Genomic DNA, 17,985 nt, shown 5'->3' on the forward strand with positions numbered 1-17,985 from the left:
AATTGATGCCTTTCATCCACCGCCCCTGCGCCGGAGACTCCGCCCCATGACCACCCGCCGCGAGCTCGCGAACGCCATCCGCGCCCTGTCCATGGACGCCGTCCAGGCCGCCCAGTCGGGGCATCCCGGCGCCCCGATGGGCATGGCCGACATCGCCGAAGTGCTATGGAACGATTTCCTGCGGCACAACCCCGCCAACCCGCACTGGCCCAACCGCGACCGGTTCGTGATGTCCAACGGCCACGGGTCGATGCTGGTCTACTCGCTGCTGCACCTGACCGGCTATGACGTCCCCATGGAGGCGCTGCGGCAGTTCCGCCAGCTCGACTCGGGCACGCCCGGCCATCCCGAGGTGGGCGACACCCCGGGCGTTGAGACCACCACCGGCCCGCTGGGGCAGGGGCTGGCCAATGCGGTAGGCATGGCGCTGGCCGAGCACATCCTCGCAGGGCAGTTCAATCGGCCCGGTCATCCGCTGGTGGACCACTTCACCTACTGCTTCCTCGGCGACGGCTGCCTGATGGAGGGGATCTCCCACGAAGCCTGCTCGCTGGCCGGCACGCTGGGGCTGGGTAAGCTGGTGGCGGTGTACGACGACAACGGGATCTCCATCGACGGCAAGGTGCGGCAGTGGTTCACCGACGACACCCCGGCGCGGTTCCGTGCCTACGGCTGGCATGTGGTCGAAGCGGTGGACGGCCATGATGCCGAGGCGGTGCGCGCCGCCATCGAGACCGCCCGCACGGTCACCGACCGGCCGTCGCTGATCTGTGCCAAGACCACCATTGGTTTCGGTGCCCCCAATGTCTGTGGCACCCACGGTGTGCACGGTGCGCCCCTGGGCGATGACGAGATCCAGGCCAGTCGGGAGTTCCTGGGCTGGGATCACCCGCCCTTCGAGATCCCCGACAGCGTCTACGACCGCTGGGACGCCCGCGCCCGCGGCAACGCCGCCGAGGCGCAGTGGCGCCAGACGCTGGCCGCCTACCGCGAAGCGCATCCCGAACTGGCCGCCGATTTCGAGCGCCGGATGGCCGGCGAGCTACCCTCGACCTTCGCCGCGCACGCCCAGGCCTTCATCGAGAAGGCCCAGGCCGAGGGCGGCGACGATGCCAGCCGCAAGCACTCGCAGGCGGTGCTCAATGGCTTTGGCCCGCATCTACCCGAGCTCACCGGTGGCTCCGCCGATCTCACCGGCTCAAACAACACCTGGTGGAAGGACTGCTCGGCGGTGAGCGCCGAGGACCCGGGCGGCAATTACCTGTTCTACGGGGTGCGCGAGTTCGGCATGACCGCGATCATGAATGGCATGGCGCTGCATGGCGGGCTCATCCCCTACGCCGGGACGTTCCTGGTGTTCTCCGATTATGCCCGTAACGCGGTGCGCATGGCGGCGCTGATGGGGGTGCGCAGCATCCTGGTCTACACCCACGACTCCATCGGTCTGGGCGAGGACGGGCCCACCCATCAGCCCATCGAGCAGCTCCCCGCCCTGCGCCTGATCCCCAATCTGGATGTCTGGCGGCCCTGCGATCTCACCGAAACCGCGGTGGCCTGGCAGATGGCGCTGACCCGCAACGATGGGCCCAGCGCGATGGCGCTGTCGCGACAGAAACTGCCCCACCAGTCGCGTCAGAACGATGAGATCGAAGGCATCCGCCGGGGCGGGTATATACTGCGCGAGCCGGCGGTCGAGCCCCAGGGCATCATCATGGCCAGTGGCTCGGAGGTGGGCATGGCCATGGACGCAGCCGACGCCCTCGAGGCTCGGGGACATGCCATCCGCGTGGTCTCGGTGCCGTGCCTCGAGCGGTTTCTGGCGCAGTCCGCCGCCTATCGCGAATCCATCCTGCCGGCGGCCATCCAGGCCCGGGCGGCGGTGGAAGCGGCACAGCCCGACAGCTGGCGGGCGCTTGTGCGCCACGACGTGGGGCTGGTCGGGTTGCGTCAGTTCGGCGCATCGGCGCCGGGTGATAGGGTCTATGAACACATGGGGCTGACCACCGATGCCGTGGTCAGCGCGCTTGAGCAGCAATTAGAGCAATAACAGGAGTTCGAAGCATGGCGATCAAGGTAGGAATCAACGGTTATGGCCGCATCGGCCGTAACGTGCTGCGGGCACTCTACGAAAATGGCCGCAGCGATGAGATCCGCGTCGTGGCCATCAACGACCTGGGCGATGCCGAGACCAACGCCCACCTGACCCGCGTTGATACGGCCCACGGCCGCTTCCCGGGCACGGTCGAGGTCAGCAACGGCAACCTGGTCGTCAACGGCGACGAGATCCGGGTGATGGCCGAGCGCGATCCGGCCCAGCTGCCCTGGGGCGAACTGGGGGTTGATGTGGTCATGGAGTGCACCGGGCTGTTCGCCAGCAAGGAGAAGGCCTCGGCGCATCTGCAGGCGGGTGCGCGCAAGGTGCTGATCTCCGCGCCCGGCGGCAGCGACGTCGACGCCTCGGTGGTGTTCGGCGTCAACCACGACGTGCTGCGCGCCGACCATCAGGTGGTCTCGAATGCCTCGTGCACCACCAACTGCCTGGCGCCGCTGGTCAAGCCGCTGAATGATGCCATCGGCATCGAGCAGGGGCTGATGACCACCATTCACGCCTACACCAACGATCAGGTCCTCACCGACGTCTACCACAAGGATCTGCGCCGGGCGCGCAGCGCGACCATGTCGCAGATCCCCACCAAGACCGGTGCCGCGGCCATGGTCGGCCTGGTGCTGCCTGAGCTCGACGGCCGGCTGGATGGCTACGCCATGCGCGTGCCGACCATCAACGTCTCGAGCGTGGATCTGTCGTTCATCGCCTCGCGGGACACCGATGTCGACGAGGTCAACCGCGTGGTCCGCGAGGCCAGCGAGGGGGCGCTCAAGGGCGTGCTGGCTTACAGCGACGGGCCCTATGTGTCGGTGGACTTCAACCACGACGCGCATTCCTCGACCTTTGACGCCACCCTGACCAAGGTCAGCGGCCGGCTGGTCAAGGCCTGTGCCTGGTATGACAACGAGTGGGGCTTCTCCAACCGGATGCTCGATACCGCACTGGCCATGATGAAGGCCAAATAATGGCGGTCCGCACCCTCGACGATGTCACCCTCGACGGCCAGCGGGTGCTGGTCCGTGAGGATCTGAACGTGCCGATCAAGGACGGGCGGATCGGCGATGAGGCCCGACTGCGGGCCGCGCTGCCCACCCTGCGGCGGCTGATGGACGCCGGCGCCCGGGTCATGGTGATGAGCCATCTTGGCCGTCCCAAGGCCGGGGCCTTTGACCCCGAGGCCTCGATGGCGCCGGTGGCCGCCCGGCTGGGCGAGCTGCTGGACTGCCCCGTGCCGGTGGTGCGGGACTGGCTGGAGGGCGACACCGTGCCGGCGCCGGGCGGGATCGTGCTCTGCGAGAACGTGCGCTTCAACGCCGGCGAGACCGACAACGACGAGGCCCTGTCGCGGCGGATGGCCGCGCTCTGTGACCTGTTCGTCATGGACGCCTTCGGCACCGCCCATCGCGCCCAGGCCTCGACCCATGGCGTCGCGCGCTTCGCGCCTGATGCCGTGGCCGGGCCGCTGCTGGCGGCGGAGCTCGAGGCACTCGGCAAGGCGCTGAAGTCACCCGATCGACCGCTGGTGGCGATCATCGGTGGCTCCAAGGTGTCCAGCAAGGTCACTGTGCTCGAGCAGCTCACCGACCGCGTGGATCAGCTCATTGTCGGTGGTGGCATCGCCAACACCTTCATCGCTGCGGCCGGTCACGGGGTGGGCAAATCACTGATCGAAGCGGACTTCGTCGACACCGCCCGATCGCTGATGGACAAGGCCCGGGCCGCCGGTGGCGAGATTCCCATTCCCGAGGACGTGATCGTTGCCGATGAGCTGAGCGACTCGGCCGAGGCGCGGGTGCGTGACGTTGATGCGGTCGCTGACAGCGAGATGATCCTCGATGTGGGACCGAAGACGGCGGCGGCCTACGCCGAGCGTCTGCGCCAGGCAGGAACAGTGGTCTGGAACGGTCCGGTGGGGGTGTTCGAGATCGACGCTTTCAGTGCTGGCACCCGGGCACTGGCCGGCGCCATCGCGGAATCCGCGGCGTTCTCCATCGCGGGGGGTGGCGACACGCTGGCCGCGGTCGCGAAGTACGGCGTTGAGGATCGCATTTCATATATCTCCACTGGCGGCGGCGCATTCCTCGAATTCCTCGAGGGTCGTGAGTTACCCGCCGTGGCTGTGCTGGATCGATAAGGGAGAATCGACGATGAGCCGTCAGACAAAAATAGTTGCGACCCTCGGTCCGGCAACCACCGATGAGGCGTCGCTGCGGGGGATCGTAGACGCCGGCGTCGACATGGTTCGAATGAACCTCTCGCACGGTGATCACGATGAGCACCGCGACCGCGAGCAGACCCTGCGTCGCACCGCACGGGCCGCCGGCCGGGTGGTCGGTATGCTCTGCGACCTCCAGGGGCCGAAAATCCGTGTCGAGCGCTTCGCCGGCGGGTCGGTGGAGCTCGACGAGGGCGCTGCCTTTTTCCTCGATCCCACACTCGATGGCGATGCGGGCAGTTCCGAGGGAGTGGGCGTGGCCTACGCCGGGCTGCCCACCGACGTGGCTCCGGGCGACATCCTGCTGCTGGCCGATGGCCTGATCCGGCTCGAAGTCGAGCGCATCGAGGGCACCCGCATCCACACCCGGGTGACGGTGGGCGGCACGCTCGGCGATCGCAAGGGCATCAACCGCCTGGGCGGGGGGCTGTCAGTGCGCGCGCTCACCGACAAGGACCGGGTCGACATCAAGCTGGCCGCCGAGCTCGAGGCCGACTACATGGCCGTGTCCTTTCCCCGTGATGGCGCGGACATCGACGAGGCGCGGGCGCTGCTGCGCGAGGCCGGGGGCCACGGGGGCATCGTCGCCAAGATCGAGCGCCACGAGGCGGTTGAGGCCCTGGACGAGATCATGGAGGCCGCCGATGCGGTGATGATCGCCCGCGGTGATCTGGCCGTGGAGATCGGTGATGCCGAACTGCCCGGCGTGCAGAAGCGCATCATGCGCATGGCCCGCGAGCGGGACTGTGTGGTGATCACCGCCACCCAGATGATGCAGTCCATGGTCGACAGCCCCATGCCCACCCGGGCCGAGGTGCTGGACGTGGCCAATGCGGTGCTCGACGGGACCGACGCGGTGATGCTGTCCGAGGAAACCGCCATGGGGCAGTACCCGGCCGAGACGGTCGGCGCCATGTCCCGGGTCTGCATCGGGGCCGAGACCTATGCCGACGAGACGCGGCCGTCGGGTGGACTGAAACCCGGCGTGCACTTCGACCGCATCGACGAGGCGATCGCCAAGACCGCCATCACCACCGCCAACAGCCTGGGCGCGAAGGCCATCGCGGCCCTGACCGAGTCCGGCGCCACGGCGATGTGGATGTCCCGCATCGGCACCGACATCCCGATCTACGCCCTCTCGGAGCAGCCCCGCACGCGGCGCAAGGTGACCCTTTACCGCGGCGTAAATCCGATCCGCTTCGATCCCACCCAGCGCGAGCATGATGCGGTCAACCGCGAGGCGGTGGCCGAGCTCAAGGGCCTGGGCGCGGTCAGCGATGACGATCTGGTGGTGATCACCAAGGGCGATCTGGCCGGTGAGCAGGGCGGCACCAACGCCATGAAGGTGGTCAAGGTCAGCGAGATCGTCCGCTGAGCCGGGCCTCCGCCTCCTGGTACTTGGCCGCCGTGCGCTCGATGACGGTGGCCGGCAGGGTGGGGGCCGGCGCGGTCTTGTCCCAGTCCAGGGTCTCCAGGTAATCGCGGATGTACTGCTTGTCAAAACTCGGTGGCGAGCTGCCCGGGCGGTACTCGCTGGCCGGCCAGAAGCGGCTTGAGTCAGGGGTCAGGGCCTCATCAATCCAGACCAGATCGCCGGCGCTGTCGAGGCCGAACTCGAACTTGGTGTCGGCGATGATCAGCCCCTGCCGGCGGGCGTGCTCGGCCGCCTCGGTGTAGAGCGCCAGGGTGATCCGCCGCAGCCGCTCGGCCAGATCCCGGCCCAGGGCTTCGACCACCGCCTCAAAGCCCACGTTCTCGTCGTGATCGCCCGCCTCGGCCTTGGTCGAGGGGGTGAACAGCGGCTCGGGCAGGCGATCGGCCTGGCGCAGGCCGGCTGGCAGGCGTAGGCCGCAGAGCTGGCCGGTGGCCTGATAGTCCTTCCAGCCAGAGCCGATCAGATAGCCGCGGGCAATGGCCTCGAAGGACAGCGGCTGGACGCGCCTGACCAGACTCGCCCGGCCGGCCACGGCCTCGCGCTCCGCCGGGTCGCTCAGCACCGCCTCGAGGGGCAGATCCAGGCGCTGATCCGGCAGGCGGCCGGCCAGCCGCTCAAACCAGAAGGCCGACAGGCGATTGAGTACCGCGCCCTTGCCGGGGATCGGGTCGGGCAGCACCACATCAAACGCCGACAGGCGATCGGTGGTCACCACCAGCAGGGTGCGGTCGTCCACCGCATAGACGTCACGGACCTTGCCCCGCTGCAGCAGCTCAAGGCTTTTGAGTTCACTTTGATAGAGGCGCTCGGGGGGCACTTCAGGCTCCTTTCTTGATCTGCTCGAACGCGGCGAGGGCGGCCTGACGGCTTTCCTTCAGGTCGACCAGCGGATGTGGGTAATCGATCCCCAGCGTGATCCCGGCCGCCGCCAGCGCCGCTGCCGGGGCCTGCCACGGGGCGTGACGGTGTTTGGCCGGCAGCCCGGCGAGGGCCGGCAGCCACCGGGCCACATAGGCGCCCTCGGCGTCGAAGCGCTCGCCCTGACGGATCGGGTTGAACACCCGGAAAAACGGCGCGGCATCGGCGCCGCTGCCCGCCACCCACTGCCAGCCCAGGCTGTTGCTGGCCAGATCCGCATCCACCAGGGTGTCCCAGAACCAGGCCTCGCCGGCCTGCCAGGGCAGGCGCAGGTTCTTGACCAGGAACGAGCCCACCACCATGCGGACACGATTGTGCATCCAGCCCGTGGCATAGAGCTCGCGCATGCCGGCATCCACCAGCGGGATACCGGTCTCGCCGCGCTGCCACGCGCCCAGTAGCTGATCGCCGGGGTCATCCTGCCAGGGGAATGCCGCGAACTGCGGGTTGAGCGGCTCATCGGGAAAGGCCGGGTGATGATAGAGCACATGCTGGGCGAACTCGCGCCAGCCGATCTCCGAGAGAAACGTCTCGGCGCTCTCGCCGCGGCCGTCTGCGCTGCCGTGCTCCGCGAGCCGGATCTGAACCGCCTGCCAGACCTGGCGCGGGCCGATTTCACCGTGATGCAGGTGTGGCGAGAGTCGCGAGGTGCCGGCCACGGCGGGTTGCTCGCGGCCGTCGTGATACCCGGCGAGGGCCTGATCCAGGAAGGCGCTCAGGCGTTGCCCGGCGCCCGCCTCGCCGGGCTGCCAGGTGGCGCGCAGGCCCTCCGCCCAGTCCACCCGAGGCAGCAGGCCCAGTGCGTCGAGGGCGGCGGTACGGCCGCGACCCGGGTCCACCGCGCCGGGCAGGGCGTCGGCGCCGGCCGGCGCCGTGACCGCCGCCGGAACCGGCAGCGGTGCCGGTGGTTCAGGCTGCTGGCGCCGGCAGGCCCGCCAGAAGGGCGTGAAGGCCTTGTAATCGCCGCCGCTGCCGGTCTGGATGGTCCAGGGTTCGTGCAGCAGGGCGGCGTTATGGCTGTGCGCCTCGATCCCGTTCGCCTTGAGGGCCTGTTTGACACGGATATCGCTGCGCACCCGGGCCGGTTCATAGAGCCGGTTCCAGTGCACCGCCGTCGCGCCGGTCTCGGCGATCAGCTCGGTCAGTGCCGCAAGGCTGTCGCCGTGGCGGATGATCAGCGTCAGGCCGTGACCGGCAAGCGCTTCAGCCAGTGCCTGCAGGCTGTGATGCAGCCACCACTGGCTGGCACCGCCCGGCGCCCAGGCACCGGCCTCGTCCGGGGCATGCACATACACCGGGACCACCGGTCGACCCGACCGGGCGGCGGCGTGCAGGGCCGGATTATCGGCAAGGCGCAGGTCCCGGCGGATCCAGTACAGGGCAGGGTGCATGGCGCGGCATCCTCTGGTTGGGTGGAGTCGTTGGCCAGCCGTGGCTGTCTGAGCTCATAATTGTACTCAACCGTCCAACCGGGGGCACAGGAAAAGCATGACCGCAGCAACAACCGAGGGGGGCCGCGTCGCCCTCATCACCGGCGCGAGTGCCGGCATTGGCGAGGCGCTCGCCATCAAACTGGCGCGGGATGGCTGGCAGGTGGTGGTCAGCGCCCGCCGCGAGGCCGCCCTGCAGGCGATCGGCGAGGCGCACCCCGATATCGCCGGGCGACTGCATCCCTATCCGCTGGATGTGACCGATCCAGCGGCCTGCGAGCAGGTGTTCGACGCCGTGGAAGCCGAGGTGGGCGAGATCGATACGCTGATCCTCAACGCCGGTGACTACGACCCGATGCCCCTCGACGACTTTGACCCGGCGGTGTTCCGACGCCTGGCCGAAGTCAATTACCTGGGCACCGTCAATGGCGTGGGGGCGGCGCTGGCGCGGATGCGGCCGCGCGGCCGCGGCCAGATCCTGGTGACCGCCAGCCTGTCCGCCTATCGCGGGCTGCCGCAGGCGGCGCCCTACGGCGCCAGCAAGGCGGCGGTGCTCAACATGGCCGAGTCCCTGCGCCCGGCGCTCGAGGGCACCGGCGTGACCCTGCGGGTGATCAACCCGGGGTTCGTCAAAACCCGGCTGACCGAGAAAAACCGCTTCCATATGCCGCAGCTGATCTCGGCCGAGCGCGCCGCGGAGTATATCCATGACGAGATCGATGACGCCGGCTTCGAGATCGTCTTTCCCAAGCGCTTCGGTTACACGCTCAAGCTGCTGCGGCTGCTGCCCTACAAGCTCTACTTTGCGCTGACCCGGCGCATGGTGCAGTCGTGACGGCCCTCGAGCGCTATGGCGAGTTCTTCGCCGCGATGCAGCCGGCGGATCTGGATCGGCTGGACGCGGTGTTCGTGGAGAACGCGCGGTTTCGTGATCCCTTCAATGAAGTCGAGGGCCTGGCGGGGATCCGGGCGGTGTTCGAGCATATGTACGCCAACTGCGCGGCCGCCCGTTTCGAGGTGCTGGAAACCGTGGGTGAGGGGGCGACGGGCTATCTGCGCTGGCGCTTTCATTTTCGCCTCAAGCGTGACCGTCACGACCGCCGCCCCATCGATGGCGTCTCGCGGGTGGTGCTGGCCGAAGATGGCCGGGTGCGCGAGCACATTGATTACTGGGACGCCGCCGGCGAGCTCTATGATCAGTTCCCGGTGCTGGGTGGGCTGATGCGCTGGCTGCGCGCCCGGCTGTCGGTGGACGCATAGGCCTGTTCGGTGTCGTGCATCCGCGCCCGCGTCGCCACCTGGGCCCGCCGGTCGTGGGGAAAGCGCCACATCAGCGCCGTCGCCGCCAGCTTGAAGCCGATGGGCACGGCGCCATAGAAAAGCGCCAGGGCGAAGGTGCCGTCGCGATCCTCGACCCGGGTGGCATCAAACCCGAACCACTCCAGCAGCGGAAAGGCGATGCCCACCGCCAGCGCCAGGGCCAGCTTGGTGGCCATGTTCCAGATCCCAAAATACAGCCCCGTGCGCCGGCCGCCGCCGGCGGCGGTATCGATGTCCACCAGATCGGCCTGGATGGCCGCCGGCAGGGCCATATCCACCGCCACGCCCACGCCCGAGAGCAGGCAGATGATCAGAAACGCGGTGGTATCCCCCGGCCCCAGAAACGGCACCGCCGCAAAGATCAGTGACGTCCAGAGCATCGACAGCGCCCAGGCGCGGTGCTTGCCAATGCGCCGCGACAGCCACAGCCAGCCCGGCAGTGCCGCGATCCCGACCACGAAGTAGACCAGCAGCAGCGGCCCGGTCCAGGCCTCGGCGCGCAGGACATGGATGACAAACAGCGTGAACAGCGACGCGGGCAGCCCGTTGGCCAGACCATTCATGACATAGGCGGCCAGCAGCCGCAGGAACGGGCGGTTGTGGCGCAGCAGCTGCCAGCCCTCGCGCCAGCCGACCGAGTGGGCGGTCAGCCGATACTCCGGCACCCGCCAGAGGGCCAGTGCCACCACCGGCGGCAGCAGCAGGACCAGCAGCCAGGCAAGCCCGGAGAGGGTTTCGGCATCGGCGCGGCCGGCCCCCACCAGGGTGGGCCAGGCGATGGCCAGCAGCGTGCCGGCCAGCATGAAGCCCTCGCGGCTGGCGGTCAGGCTGGCGCGCTGGTCATAGTCCTCGGACAGCTCCGCGCCCCAGGCGGTGTAGGGCAGCGACATCAGCGTCCAGCCCAGATAGGCGGCCAACCCCCAGCCCAGCAGGTAACCCAGGCCCACGGCCTCGGGCGGGCGGAACAGCGCCCAGGCGCTGACCAGCAGGATTGGCAGGCCCGCGGCGATCAGCGGCCGACGCCGCCCCCAGCGCGTCTGCAGGCGATCGCCCAGACTGCCGATGAGCGGGTCGGTAACCACATCCCACAGGCGCGCCAGCAACAGCGCGGCGCCCACCGCCGCCAGACCCAGGGTTTCGCCGTAGAAGCCCGGCAGGAAGACATACATGGGAACACCCATGACCGCCAGCGGCACGGCCGGCAGCCCGTAGGTCAGGACCTGGCCGCGGCTCAGGCTCACGGCCGGCGCAGCAGCAGGCGCTTGACGTCGATGCTGCCGGTCCGGAACCCCGCGTAGCAGTAGGCCAGGTAGTAACGCCACATGTTGATGAAGTGATCATCAAAGCCCAGCTGCCGGATCTGCGGGAGGGCCTGGACGAAGCGCGCGTCCCACTGCAGCAGGGTGGTGGCATAGTGCTGGCCGAGGCCGGTGGACTCGACCACCGCCAGTCCGCCGCGGTTGCTCTCCTCGGCCAGCCGCTGCGGGGTGGGCAGCATGCCGCCGGGAAAGATGTACCGCTGGATGAAGTCCGGCCGCCGGCGATAGTCCTCGAACCGATCCTCGGCGATGGTGATGCCGTGCAGGCCGATCCGCCCCCCGGGCCGGACCCGGTCGTGGAGCATGCGGAAATAGGCCGGCCAATAGTCTTCGCCCACCGCCTCGAGCATTTCGATGGAGACCGCGTGATCAAACCGCCCGCGGGTGTCGCGATAGTCCTCGAGCCGCAGGTCGACCCATTCCGCGAGGCCCGCCTCGGCGATCTGGCGCCGCGCCCAGGCGAGCTGCTCGGTAGACAGCGTCAGGCCGGTGACCTTGATGCCACGCCGCGCCGCCGCCATCGCGAACCCGCCCCAGCCGCAGCCGATCTCGAGGATATGCTCGCCGGGCTGCGCGCCCAGGGTGTCGAGGAGCTGGTCGTATTTGTTGCGCTGGGCCTCGGCGAGGGACTGCCCCGGGTGATCGAAGATCGCCGCGGAATAGGTCATGGTCTCGTCAAGCCAGTGGCGGTAGAACTCGTTGCCCAGGTCATAGTGCGCGGCGATGTTGCGCCGGCTCCCGCGCTGGGTGTTGCGCCGCCCGCGGTGGTGCAGCGACAGACGCAGGCGGTGCAGCCAGGACGGTTCCATGCGCTGCTGGAAGGCGTCCTCGTTGACCAGCATGAGCTCGAGCAGGTGCGCGGTGTCGGGGCTTGACCACTCGCCGGCCATGTAGCTTTCGGCAAAGCCCACCGAGCCACGGGTGGCGATACGGGCCACCATCCGCGCCGGGCGGTGCAGCCGCAGCGTGCCCGTGGGCCCCGCCTCGCCGCCCTGGATGACGAAGGCGTCGCCGTTGGGCATCTGGCCTTCCATACGGCCGCGGCGCAGGCGCGCGAACCAGCCCAGCAGAATGCGGCCGGCAAGCGGCAGCGGCGACGGCAGATCGATCATCGATTGCTGCTGACTCGTCATTGACTGATCTCCGAATCCGGCGGCGCCGGTCTGCGGTGGAAACGTCCGCCCCGGAGCCAGATTTTCAGGGCCTGCCAGTGAATGGCAGTGATCACTTTCAGGGTCATCAAGGGTACCGTCACGGCGATGCGGAGCAAGCCCAGATCGCCGCCCTGCCGGCGCTCGCCGGTCTGTACCGCGATCAGCGCCGGTGTCTCGGGCTGCTCGGCGCTGTGCCAGTTCACGGTGGCGCCATAGCGCTCGCCCGGTGCCTGAAGGCGGAAGCGGTAGTGACCGTTCCGTGGCAGGAACGGCGAGACATGGAAAACCTTGTGGGCGCGGTCATGCAGGCGCTCGGACAGCGCCGCGCCCTGGTCGTGGATGAGGTAGCCATGCCATTCACCGAAGGTGTTGCGCACCTCGGCGAGCACCGCGCGCAGGCTGCCGTCCGCGTGCCGGCAGTACCACAGTGACAGGGGATTGAAGACATACCCCAGGACCCGCGGGTAGCACAGCAGCTGCACGCGCCCGCCCGCCAGATCGATGCCCGCCTCGGCCAGCCGCGCGTCGATCCAGGGCCGCAGCGGCGAGCCATCCTTGGGCCCGTGATCGCGGTCGCGGAACCCGATCAGGTTGAAGCGGTTGTGCGAGAATAGTCGATGGCGCCGGTCCGCCTCATCCAGCCGGTCGATGTCCAGCAACAGGCTGAACACCCGATAGCGGAACCGGTACAACGGGGCGATGCGGCGCTCGTGGAAGAGCCGGCCGGCATACAGGGTGAGCGCGTCGTCGGCGCTCATGCCACCGCGTCTCGCTGCCAGGGCGCGGGGGCGCCGAGGCGCTCGGCCACCCGCACCGCGCTGGCGAGGGCGTCTTCGTGGAAGCCATAGCCATGGTAGCTGCCGCAGTACCAGAGCCGGTCATTGCCCTGAAGGTCGCCCAGTCCGGCCTGTGCGGCGATGGCATCGCGGTCGAACACCGGATGGTCGTAGGTCTGTTGCTGGATGACGCTCGCCGGCCGCGGAGTCTCGAGCGGGTTCAGCGTCACAAAGACATCGGTGTCAGTGGGCAGTGATTGCAGTCGGTTCATCCAATAGGTCACGGAAACGGGTCGTGTCCCATCGACGCTTTCAGTGGTCAGATGGTTCCACGATGACCAGACGGCGCGGCGTCGGGGCATCAGCTGCGCATCGGTATGCAGAAACGCCTCGTTCATCTGGTAGCGGAACGCACCCAGCAGCCGCGCCTCGTCATCGCGCGGGGCATCGAGCATGGCCAGGCTCTGGTCGCCGTGCGCGGCCAGCACCACCTCATCAAAGGTACCCAGATCGCCGCCGGCGCCTGCCAGGCGTATGCCCGCGTCCGTGCGCTGGACCGAGCCCACGGGGGTCCCGGTGTGGATATGCGCGATGGCCGGGCGCAGGCGCTCGAGGTATTCGCGGCTGCCACCCGCCACGGTCCGCCACTGCGGCCGGTCCTTGAGCTGGATCAGGCCATGGTTGTAGAAAAACTGCAGAAACGAGCGCGCCGGAAAGGCCAGCATCACGTCCTGCGGGCAGGACCAGATCGCGGCACTCATGGGCAGCAGATAGTAGCGCCGGAACGCCTCGCCCATGCCCAGCTCGTCGAGCAGCGCGCCCAGACTGATGTCATCGCCGCGGGTATCGTCCGTCAGGCGCTCGTGGGCGGCTTTGTTAAAGCGCAGGATGTCGCGCACCATGCCCAGAAAACGCGGGCGGATCAGATTGCGGCGCTGGGCGAACAGGGTGCCGAGCCCGCTGCCGGCATATTCCAGGTCGATATCGCGGGCGGCGAAGGCGAACGACATGTTCGAGTCAAGGGTCGGCACCGCGAGATGCTCGAACAGCGCCTTCAGCTGCGGGTAGTTGGGCTCGTTGTAGACGATGAAGCCGGTGTCCACCGGCACCCGGCCCTCCGGCAGGTCGCAGTCCACCGTGTGGCTGTGGCCGCCGAGCCGGTCCGAGGCCTCGAAAAGCGTCACCTCATAGCGTTGCGAGAGCATCCAGGCGGCGCTGATGCCCGCAACGCCGCTCCCCAACACCGCGATTCTCCGAGATTGCATGCAATGACTCACTGTTGTCTGAAGCGCTATATTCTACAGCCTTTGGCCGGAAGACACCGGAGTAGACCGTGACCGAACCCCGTGAATTCACCCCGCTCAGTGTGGCGGTGCTGACGGTCTCCGACACGCGCACCGCGGCGGACGACCGATCCGGGCAGACCCTGCGCGAGCTGGCGGCGGCCGATGGCCATCGAGTCGCCGACCACCGGATCGTCACCGACGACCGCTACGCCATTCGTGCCGTGGTCTCGGCGTGGATCGCTGATCCCGGCGTTCACGCGGTGATCTGCACCGGCGGGACCGGGTTTTCGCAGCGAGACGTGACTCCGGAGGCCATCGAGGTGCTGTTCGATCGCACCATCCCCGGCTTTGGCGAGCGGTTTCGACAGCTCTCCCACGCCAGCGTCGGCAGCTCGACGCTGCAGTCGCGGGCGCTGGCCGGTATCGCCAACCGCACCCTGGTGGTGGCGCTGCCGGGCTCGACCGGCGCCTGCCGGGATGGCTGGTCGGGACTGCTCAGCGAGCAGCTCGATGTCACCCACCGCCCCTGCAACCTGGCGGAACTGGCGCTGGGACTGTGAGCGGGACGCCGCCCCAGACCCGCCCGCGTGGCGAAATGCGGCGGCGGATTCTGCGTCTCGCCGGGGAATGGCTGCAGACCCGCGGCTATCACGGCTTCAGCTTTGGCCAGCTGGCCGAGGCGCTGGAGGTGGGCAGCAGCGCCATTCACTATCACTTTCCGGCCAAGGCGGATCTCGCCACCGCGCTGTTCCGCCAGTATCGCGAGGACCTCGTCTGGTGGTGCCAGCAGATGAGCGCGAGCCCGCTGGAGGCCAGCGAGCAGATCGAGCGGTTTCTGGACCTGGAGGCCCGCCACCTGGATGACCAGCGCGTCTGCCCGCTGGGGGTGGCGGCGGTGGAATACGCCAGCCTGCCCGCCGGTGCCTGCGCTGAGGCCGAGGGCCTGCGCGACGATCTGCTGGAATGGCTGGCGGCCACCCTGGACGCCGGGCGCAGGGCCGGCACGCTGGACTTTCCGGGCCCGGCCCGTGATCAGGCCCGGGTGGTGATGGCGGCCGCCCAGGGCGGTCTGCAGCTGGCCCGGCTGCACGGTCGTGGCGACTTTGCAGCCGTCCGCCGGGCGCTGCTGGCCAACCTCGCGGGCAGCAGCGTCTAGGCCCGGCTTCTGCTAGCATTCCCGGCCATGAATGATCTGATTATCGCCCCCTCGATCCTCGCCGCCGACCTCGCCCGTCTGGGCGACGAGGTGGACCAGGTGATCCGCGCCGGTGCCGACTGGGTCCACTTTGATGTCATGGACAACCACTACGTGCCCAACCTCAGCTTTGGGCCGGTGGTCTGCCAGGCCCTCCGCCGGCATGGCATCAAGGCGCCCATCGATGTCCACCTGATGGTCAGCCCGGTGGATCGCATCATCCCCGATTTCGCCGCCGCCGGCGCCGACCTGATCAGCTTTCACCCCGAGGCCTCGGCGCATGTCGACCGCAGCCTGCAGCTGATCCGCGACCAGGGCTGCCAGACCGGGCTGGTGTTCAACCCCGCGACCCCGCTGGATGCCCTGCGCTATGTCATCGACAAGGTCGACCTGATCCTGCTGATGTCGGTGAACCCGGGGTTCGGCGGCCAGCAGTTCCTGCCGGTCACCCTCGAGAAGCTGCGCGAGGCCCGGGCGCTGATTGACGCGCAATCGCGCCCGATTCGCCTGGAGGTGGACGGCGGTGTCGGCCCGGATAACATCGAAGCGGTGGTCGCCGCCGGTGCCGATACCGTGGTGGCCGGCTCGGCGATCTTCGGCCAGCCGGACTATGCCGCGGTCATCGACACCCTGCGCCAGCGGGCCGCCCGGGCGGCGTCATGAAGCCGCTGCAAGCCAGCGGCCTGCTGTTCGACCTTGACGGCACGCTGGTGGACAGCGCCCCGGATCTGGCCACCGCGGTCAACCACAGCCTCGCCGATCTGGGCCATGCCGCGCTGAGCGAGACCCGGGTGCGGCAGTGGATTGGTGATGGCGCCCGCCGGCTGGTGGCCCGGGCGATCGCGGGTCGACGCGACATTGATGCCGAGCCGCCGGAGACCGAGGCCGCGCTGGCGCGGTTTTTCGTCCACTACCACGACTGTCTGTGCGATCGCAGTCAGCTGTACCCCGGGGTCCGCGACGGGCTTGATCGCCTCCGGGCGCTGGGCCGGCCGATGGCGGTGGTCACCAACAAGCCGGCGGCGTTCACCGGGCCGCTGCTCGAGGCGCTGGGCATCGCCGGGTATTTCGGGGCGACGGTCAGCGGCGACACGCTGGGGGTCAAAAAGCCCGACCCCGCGCCACTGATCCATGCCGCCGATCAGCTTGGGGTGGCCGTCGGCGACTGCCTGTATGTGGGTGATTCGGCCGCGGACCAGGGGGCCGCCGCGGCGGCGGGCATGCCGCTGGTGCGGGTGCCTTACGGTTATCCCGGCGACGATGCTATCTTCGCCGATCACCCAGCGGCGATGACGCTGACCATCGACCAGCTCGCAACAGGGCTCACGAACGCATCATGAACCAGGACACCATCGCCGAGCACCGCCAGCACGGTTTCAACCGCGTGCCGCTGGTGCGCGAGCTGCTCGCCGACCTCGAGACGCCGCTTTCCACCTATCTCAAGCTGGCCGCCGATGCCGGCAGCTATCTGTTCGAATCGGTCCAGGGCGGCGAGAAGTGGGGGCGTTACTCGATCATCGGGCTGCCCTGCCAGCGCCAGTACCGCATCCACGGTCATCGCATCGAGACCTGGGAGAACGGCGAGTGCACCGCCACCCAGACCGTCGATGATCCCCTGGAGTGGGTCGAGCACCGGCACCGCGCCGTGCGTGCCGCACCGCCCGAGGGGCTGCCGGGACTGCCGCGTTTCATCGGTGGGCTGGTGGGCTACTTCGGCTACGACACGATCCGCTACATCGAGCCGCGGCTCGCCGAGTGTCCCAACCCGGATCCGCTGGGCGTGCCCGACATCCTGCTCATGGAGTCCGAGGAGGTGCTGGTGTTCGACAACCTCGCCGGCCGGCTTTATGTGGTGGTCAACATCGATCCCGCCGAGGCCGACGGCCTGGCCCGCGGCGAGGCACGGCTCGACGGGCTGGCCACGCAGCTACGCACCCGGACCCTGCAGGACGCCGCCCCGGCGACACCGCGGGTGGTCGCCGAGGAGGATTTCGACTCGTCCATTGGCCGCGACGACTACGAGGCCATCGTCGAGCGCATCCGGCAGTACATCATCGACGGCGACTGCATGCAGGTGGTGCCGTCACGGCGCATGAGCGCCGACTACCATGGCCGGCCGCTGGATCTGTACCGCGCGCTGCGCGGCACCAACCCGTCGCCGTATCTGTTCTTTCTGGACTTTGGTGACTTTCAGGTGGTGGGCTCGTCGCCGGAAATCCTCGCCCGGCTCGAGGACGGCGAGGCGACGGTGCGCCCCATCGCCGGCACCCGTCGGCGCGGCGCCACCGCTGAAGAGGACCGCGCCCTCGAGACCGAACTGCTGGCCGATCCCAAGGAGCGCGCCGAACACCTGATGCTGATCGATCTGGGCCGCAACGACATCGGCCGGGTCAGCGAGCTGGGCAGCGTGCGGCTGACCGACCGCATGACCATCGAGCGCTACAGCCATGTCATGCACATCGTCTCGAACGTCACCGGGCGGCTGCGCGAGGGCCTGGGGCCCATGGATCTGCTGCGCGCGACCCACCCGGCGGGCACCCTCAGCGGTGCGCCCAAGATCCGCGCGATGGAGATCATCGACGAGGTCGAGCCGGTCAAGCGCGGGGTCTATGGCGGCGCGGTGGGGTATCTGTCGTGGTCGGGCAACATGGACACGGCCATCGCCATCCGCACCGCGGTGATCAAGGACGGACGCGTGCATGTGCAGGCCGGTGGCGGCGTCGTCCACGACTCCGACCCCCAGGCCGAGTGGGAGGAGACGGTGAACAAGGGCCGGGCGCTGTTCCGGGCGGTGGCCATGGCCGAGGCGGGGCTCGAGCCGCGCTGAACG

The 17,985-nt window shown here is 68.7% G+C and carries 17 protein-coding genes; 11 read left to right on the forward strand and 6 right to left on the reverse strand.

What is annotated here, in order from left to right; all coding sequences use genetic code 11:
* Positions 1 to 46 precede the first annotated feature (46 nt).
* The 4 genes from tkt to pyk are packed head-to-tail and all read left to right on the forward strand — an operon-like array spanning position 47 to position 5,697.
* Positions 47 to 2,047, forward strand: a complete 2,001-nt coding sequence (gene tkt, locus FPL11_RS02790; protein WP_144347126.1) for a transketolase — start codon at positions 47 to 49, stop codon at positions 2,045 to 2,047.
* 14 nt (positions 2,048 to 2,061) lie between these two features.
* Positions 2,062 to 3,072: a type I glyceraldehyde-3-phosphate dehydrogenase gene (gene gap, locus FPL11_RS02795; protein ID WP_110882435.1), complete on the forward strand. Its 1,011-nt coding sequence runs from the start codon at positions 2,062 to 2,064 to the stop codon at positions 3,070 to 3,072.
* Positions 3,072 to 4,241 (forward strand): phosphoglycerate kinase, encoded by a 1,170-nt coding sequence (locus FPL11_RS02800; RefSeq protein ID WP_144347127.1) that lies wholly within the window; start codon positions 3,072 to 3,074, stop codon positions 4,239 to 4,241. Before gap ends, FPL11_RS02800 begins: the two co-directional genes overlap by 1 nt.
* 13 nt (positions 4,242 to 4,254) lie before the next feature.
* On the forward strand, positions 4,255 to 5,697 hold the full coding sequence (pyk, locus tag FPL11_RS02805; protein WP_144347128.1) for a pyruvate kinase: 1,443 nt from the start codon (positions 4,255 to 4,257) through the stop codon (positions 5,695 to 5,697).
* Here pyk and FPL11_RS02810 read toward each other — a convergent pair.
* Both FPL11_RS02810 and FPL11_RS02815 read right to left on the reverse strand, forming a co-directional pair.
* Positions 5,678 to 6,574 carry a phosphoribosylaminoimidazolesuccinocarboxamide synthase gene (locus FPL11_RS02810; RefSeq protein WP_144347129.1) on the reverse strand — a complete coding sequence of 299 codons (897 nt, stop codon included), beginning with the start codon at positions 6,572 to 6,574 and terminating at the stop codon, positions 5,678 to 5,680. The two genes, pyk and FPL11_RS02810, sit on opposite strands and share 20 nt — an antisense overlap.
* Position 6,575: 1 nt before the next feature.
* Positions 6,576 to 8,066, reverse strand: a complete 1,491-nt coding sequence (locus FPL11_RS02815) for a cryptochrome/photolyase family protein (protein WP_144347130.1) — start codon at positions 8,064 to 8,066, stop codon at positions 6,576 to 6,578.
* A 97-nt stretch (positions 8,067 to 8,163) separates the two neighbouring features.
* On the opposite strand from FPL11_RS02815, the gene FPL11_RS02820 reads away from it, so the two are divergent.
* Positions 8,164 to 8,940, forward strand: a complete 777-nt coding sequence (locus tag FPL11_RS02820; protein WP_144347131.1) for an SDR family NAD(P)-dependent oxidoreductase — start codon at positions 8,164 to 8,166, stop codon at positions 8,938 to 8,940.
* Positions 8,937 to 9,365 carry a nuclear transport factor 2 family protein gene (locus FPL11_RS02825; protein ID WP_144347132.1) on the forward strand — a complete coding sequence of 143 codons (429 nt, stop codon included), beginning with the start codon at positions 8,937 to 8,939 and terminating at the stop codon, positions 9,363 to 9,365. Before FPL11_RS02820 ends, FPL11_RS02825 begins: the two co-directional genes overlap by 4 nt.
* On the opposite strand, the gene FPL11_RS02830 is transcribed toward FPL11_RS02825, so the two are convergent.
* The 4 genes from FPL11_RS02830 to FPL11_RS02845 are packed head-to-tail and all read right to left on the reverse strand — an operon-like array spanning position 9,302 to position 13,939.
* Positions 9,302 to 10,666, reverse strand: a complete 1,365-nt coding sequence (locus tag FPL11_RS02830; protein ID WP_268815691.1) for an MFS transporter — start codon at positions 10,664 to 10,666, stop codon at positions 9,302 to 9,304. The two genes, FPL11_RS02825 and FPL11_RS02830, sit on opposite strands and share 64 nt — an antisense overlap.
* Positions 10,663 to 11,877, reverse strand: a complete 1,215-nt coding sequence (locus FPL11_RS02835; protein WP_144347133.1) for an SAM-dependent methyltransferase — start codon at positions 11,875 to 11,877, stop codon at positions 10,663 to 10,665. The genes FPL11_RS02830 and FPL11_RS02835 overlap by 4 nt, the downstream gene beginning before the upstream one ends.
* Positions 11,874 to 12,656: a DUF1365 domain-containing protein gene (locus tag FPL11_RS02840; protein WP_144347134.1), complete on the reverse strand. Its 783-nt coding sequence runs from the start codon at positions 12,654 to 12,656 to the stop codon at positions 11,874 to 11,876. The genes FPL11_RS02835 and FPL11_RS02840 overlap by 4 nt, the downstream gene beginning before the upstream one ends.
* Positions 12,653 to 13,939: an NAD(P)/FAD-dependent oxidoreductase gene (locus FPL11_RS02845; protein WP_144347135.1), complete on the reverse strand. Its 1,287-nt coding sequence runs from the start codon at positions 13,937 to 13,939 to the stop codon at positions 12,653 to 12,655. Before FPL11_RS02845 ends, FPL11_RS02840 begins: the two co-directional genes overlap by 4 nt.
* A 68-nt stretch (positions 13,940 to 14,007) precedes the next feature.
* Here FPL11_RS02845 and moaB point away from each other — a divergent pair, with 68 nt between their 5' ends.
* Genes moaB through trpE form a run of 5 tightly spaced genes read left to right on the forward strand, consistent with a single transcriptional unit; the run spans position 14,008 to position 17,982 of the window.
* Positions 14,008 to 14,520 carry a molybdenum cofactor biosynthesis protein B gene (moaB, locus tag FPL11_RS02850; RefSeq protein ID WP_144347136.1) on the forward strand — a complete coding sequence of 171 codons (513 nt, stop codon included), beginning with the start codon at positions 14,008 to 14,010 and terminating at the stop codon, positions 14,518 to 14,520.
* Complete coding sequence (locus FPL11_RS02855; RefSeq protein ID WP_144347137.1) at positions 14,517 to 15,116, forward strand: TetR/AcrR family transcriptional regulator; 600 nt, start codon at positions 14,517 to 14,519, stop codon at positions 15,114 to 15,116. The genes moaB and FPL11_RS02855 overlap by 4 nt, the downstream gene beginning before the upstream one ends.
* Positions 15,117 to 15,143: 27 nt before the next feature.
* Positions 15,144 to 15,818 (forward strand): ribulose-phosphate 3-epimerase, encoded by a 675-nt coding sequence (gene rpe / locus FPL11_RS02860; RefSeq protein ID WP_110882447.1) that lies wholly within the window; start codon positions 15,144 to 15,146, stop codon positions 15,816 to 15,818.
* Positions 15,815 to 16,495 carry a phosphoglycolate phosphatase gene (locus tag FPL11_RS02865; RefSeq protein ID WP_144347138.1) on the forward strand — a complete coding sequence of 227 codons (681 nt, stop codon included), beginning with the start codon at positions 15,815 to 15,817 and terminating at the stop codon, positions 16,493 to 16,495. Before rpe ends, FPL11_RS02865 begins: the two co-directional genes overlap by 4 nt.
* The gene (gene trpE / locus FPL11_RS02870; RefSeq protein ID WP_110882449.1) at positions 16,492 to 17,982 is read left to right on the forward strand and encodes an anthranilate synthase component I; all 1,491 of its coding nucleotides are present in this window, start codon (positions 16,492 to 16,494) and stop codon (positions 17,980 to 17,982) included. Before FPL11_RS02865 ends, trpE begins: the two co-directional genes overlap by 4 nt.
* Positions 17,983 to 17,985: the final 3 nt, after the last annotated feature.

Source organism: Spiribacter aquaticus (genome assembly GCF_007625215.1).
In the GTDB taxonomy this organism is placed as follows: domain Bacteria; phylum Pseudomonadota; class Gammaproteobacteria; order Nitrococcales; family Nitrococcaceae; genus Spiribacter; species Spiribacter roseus.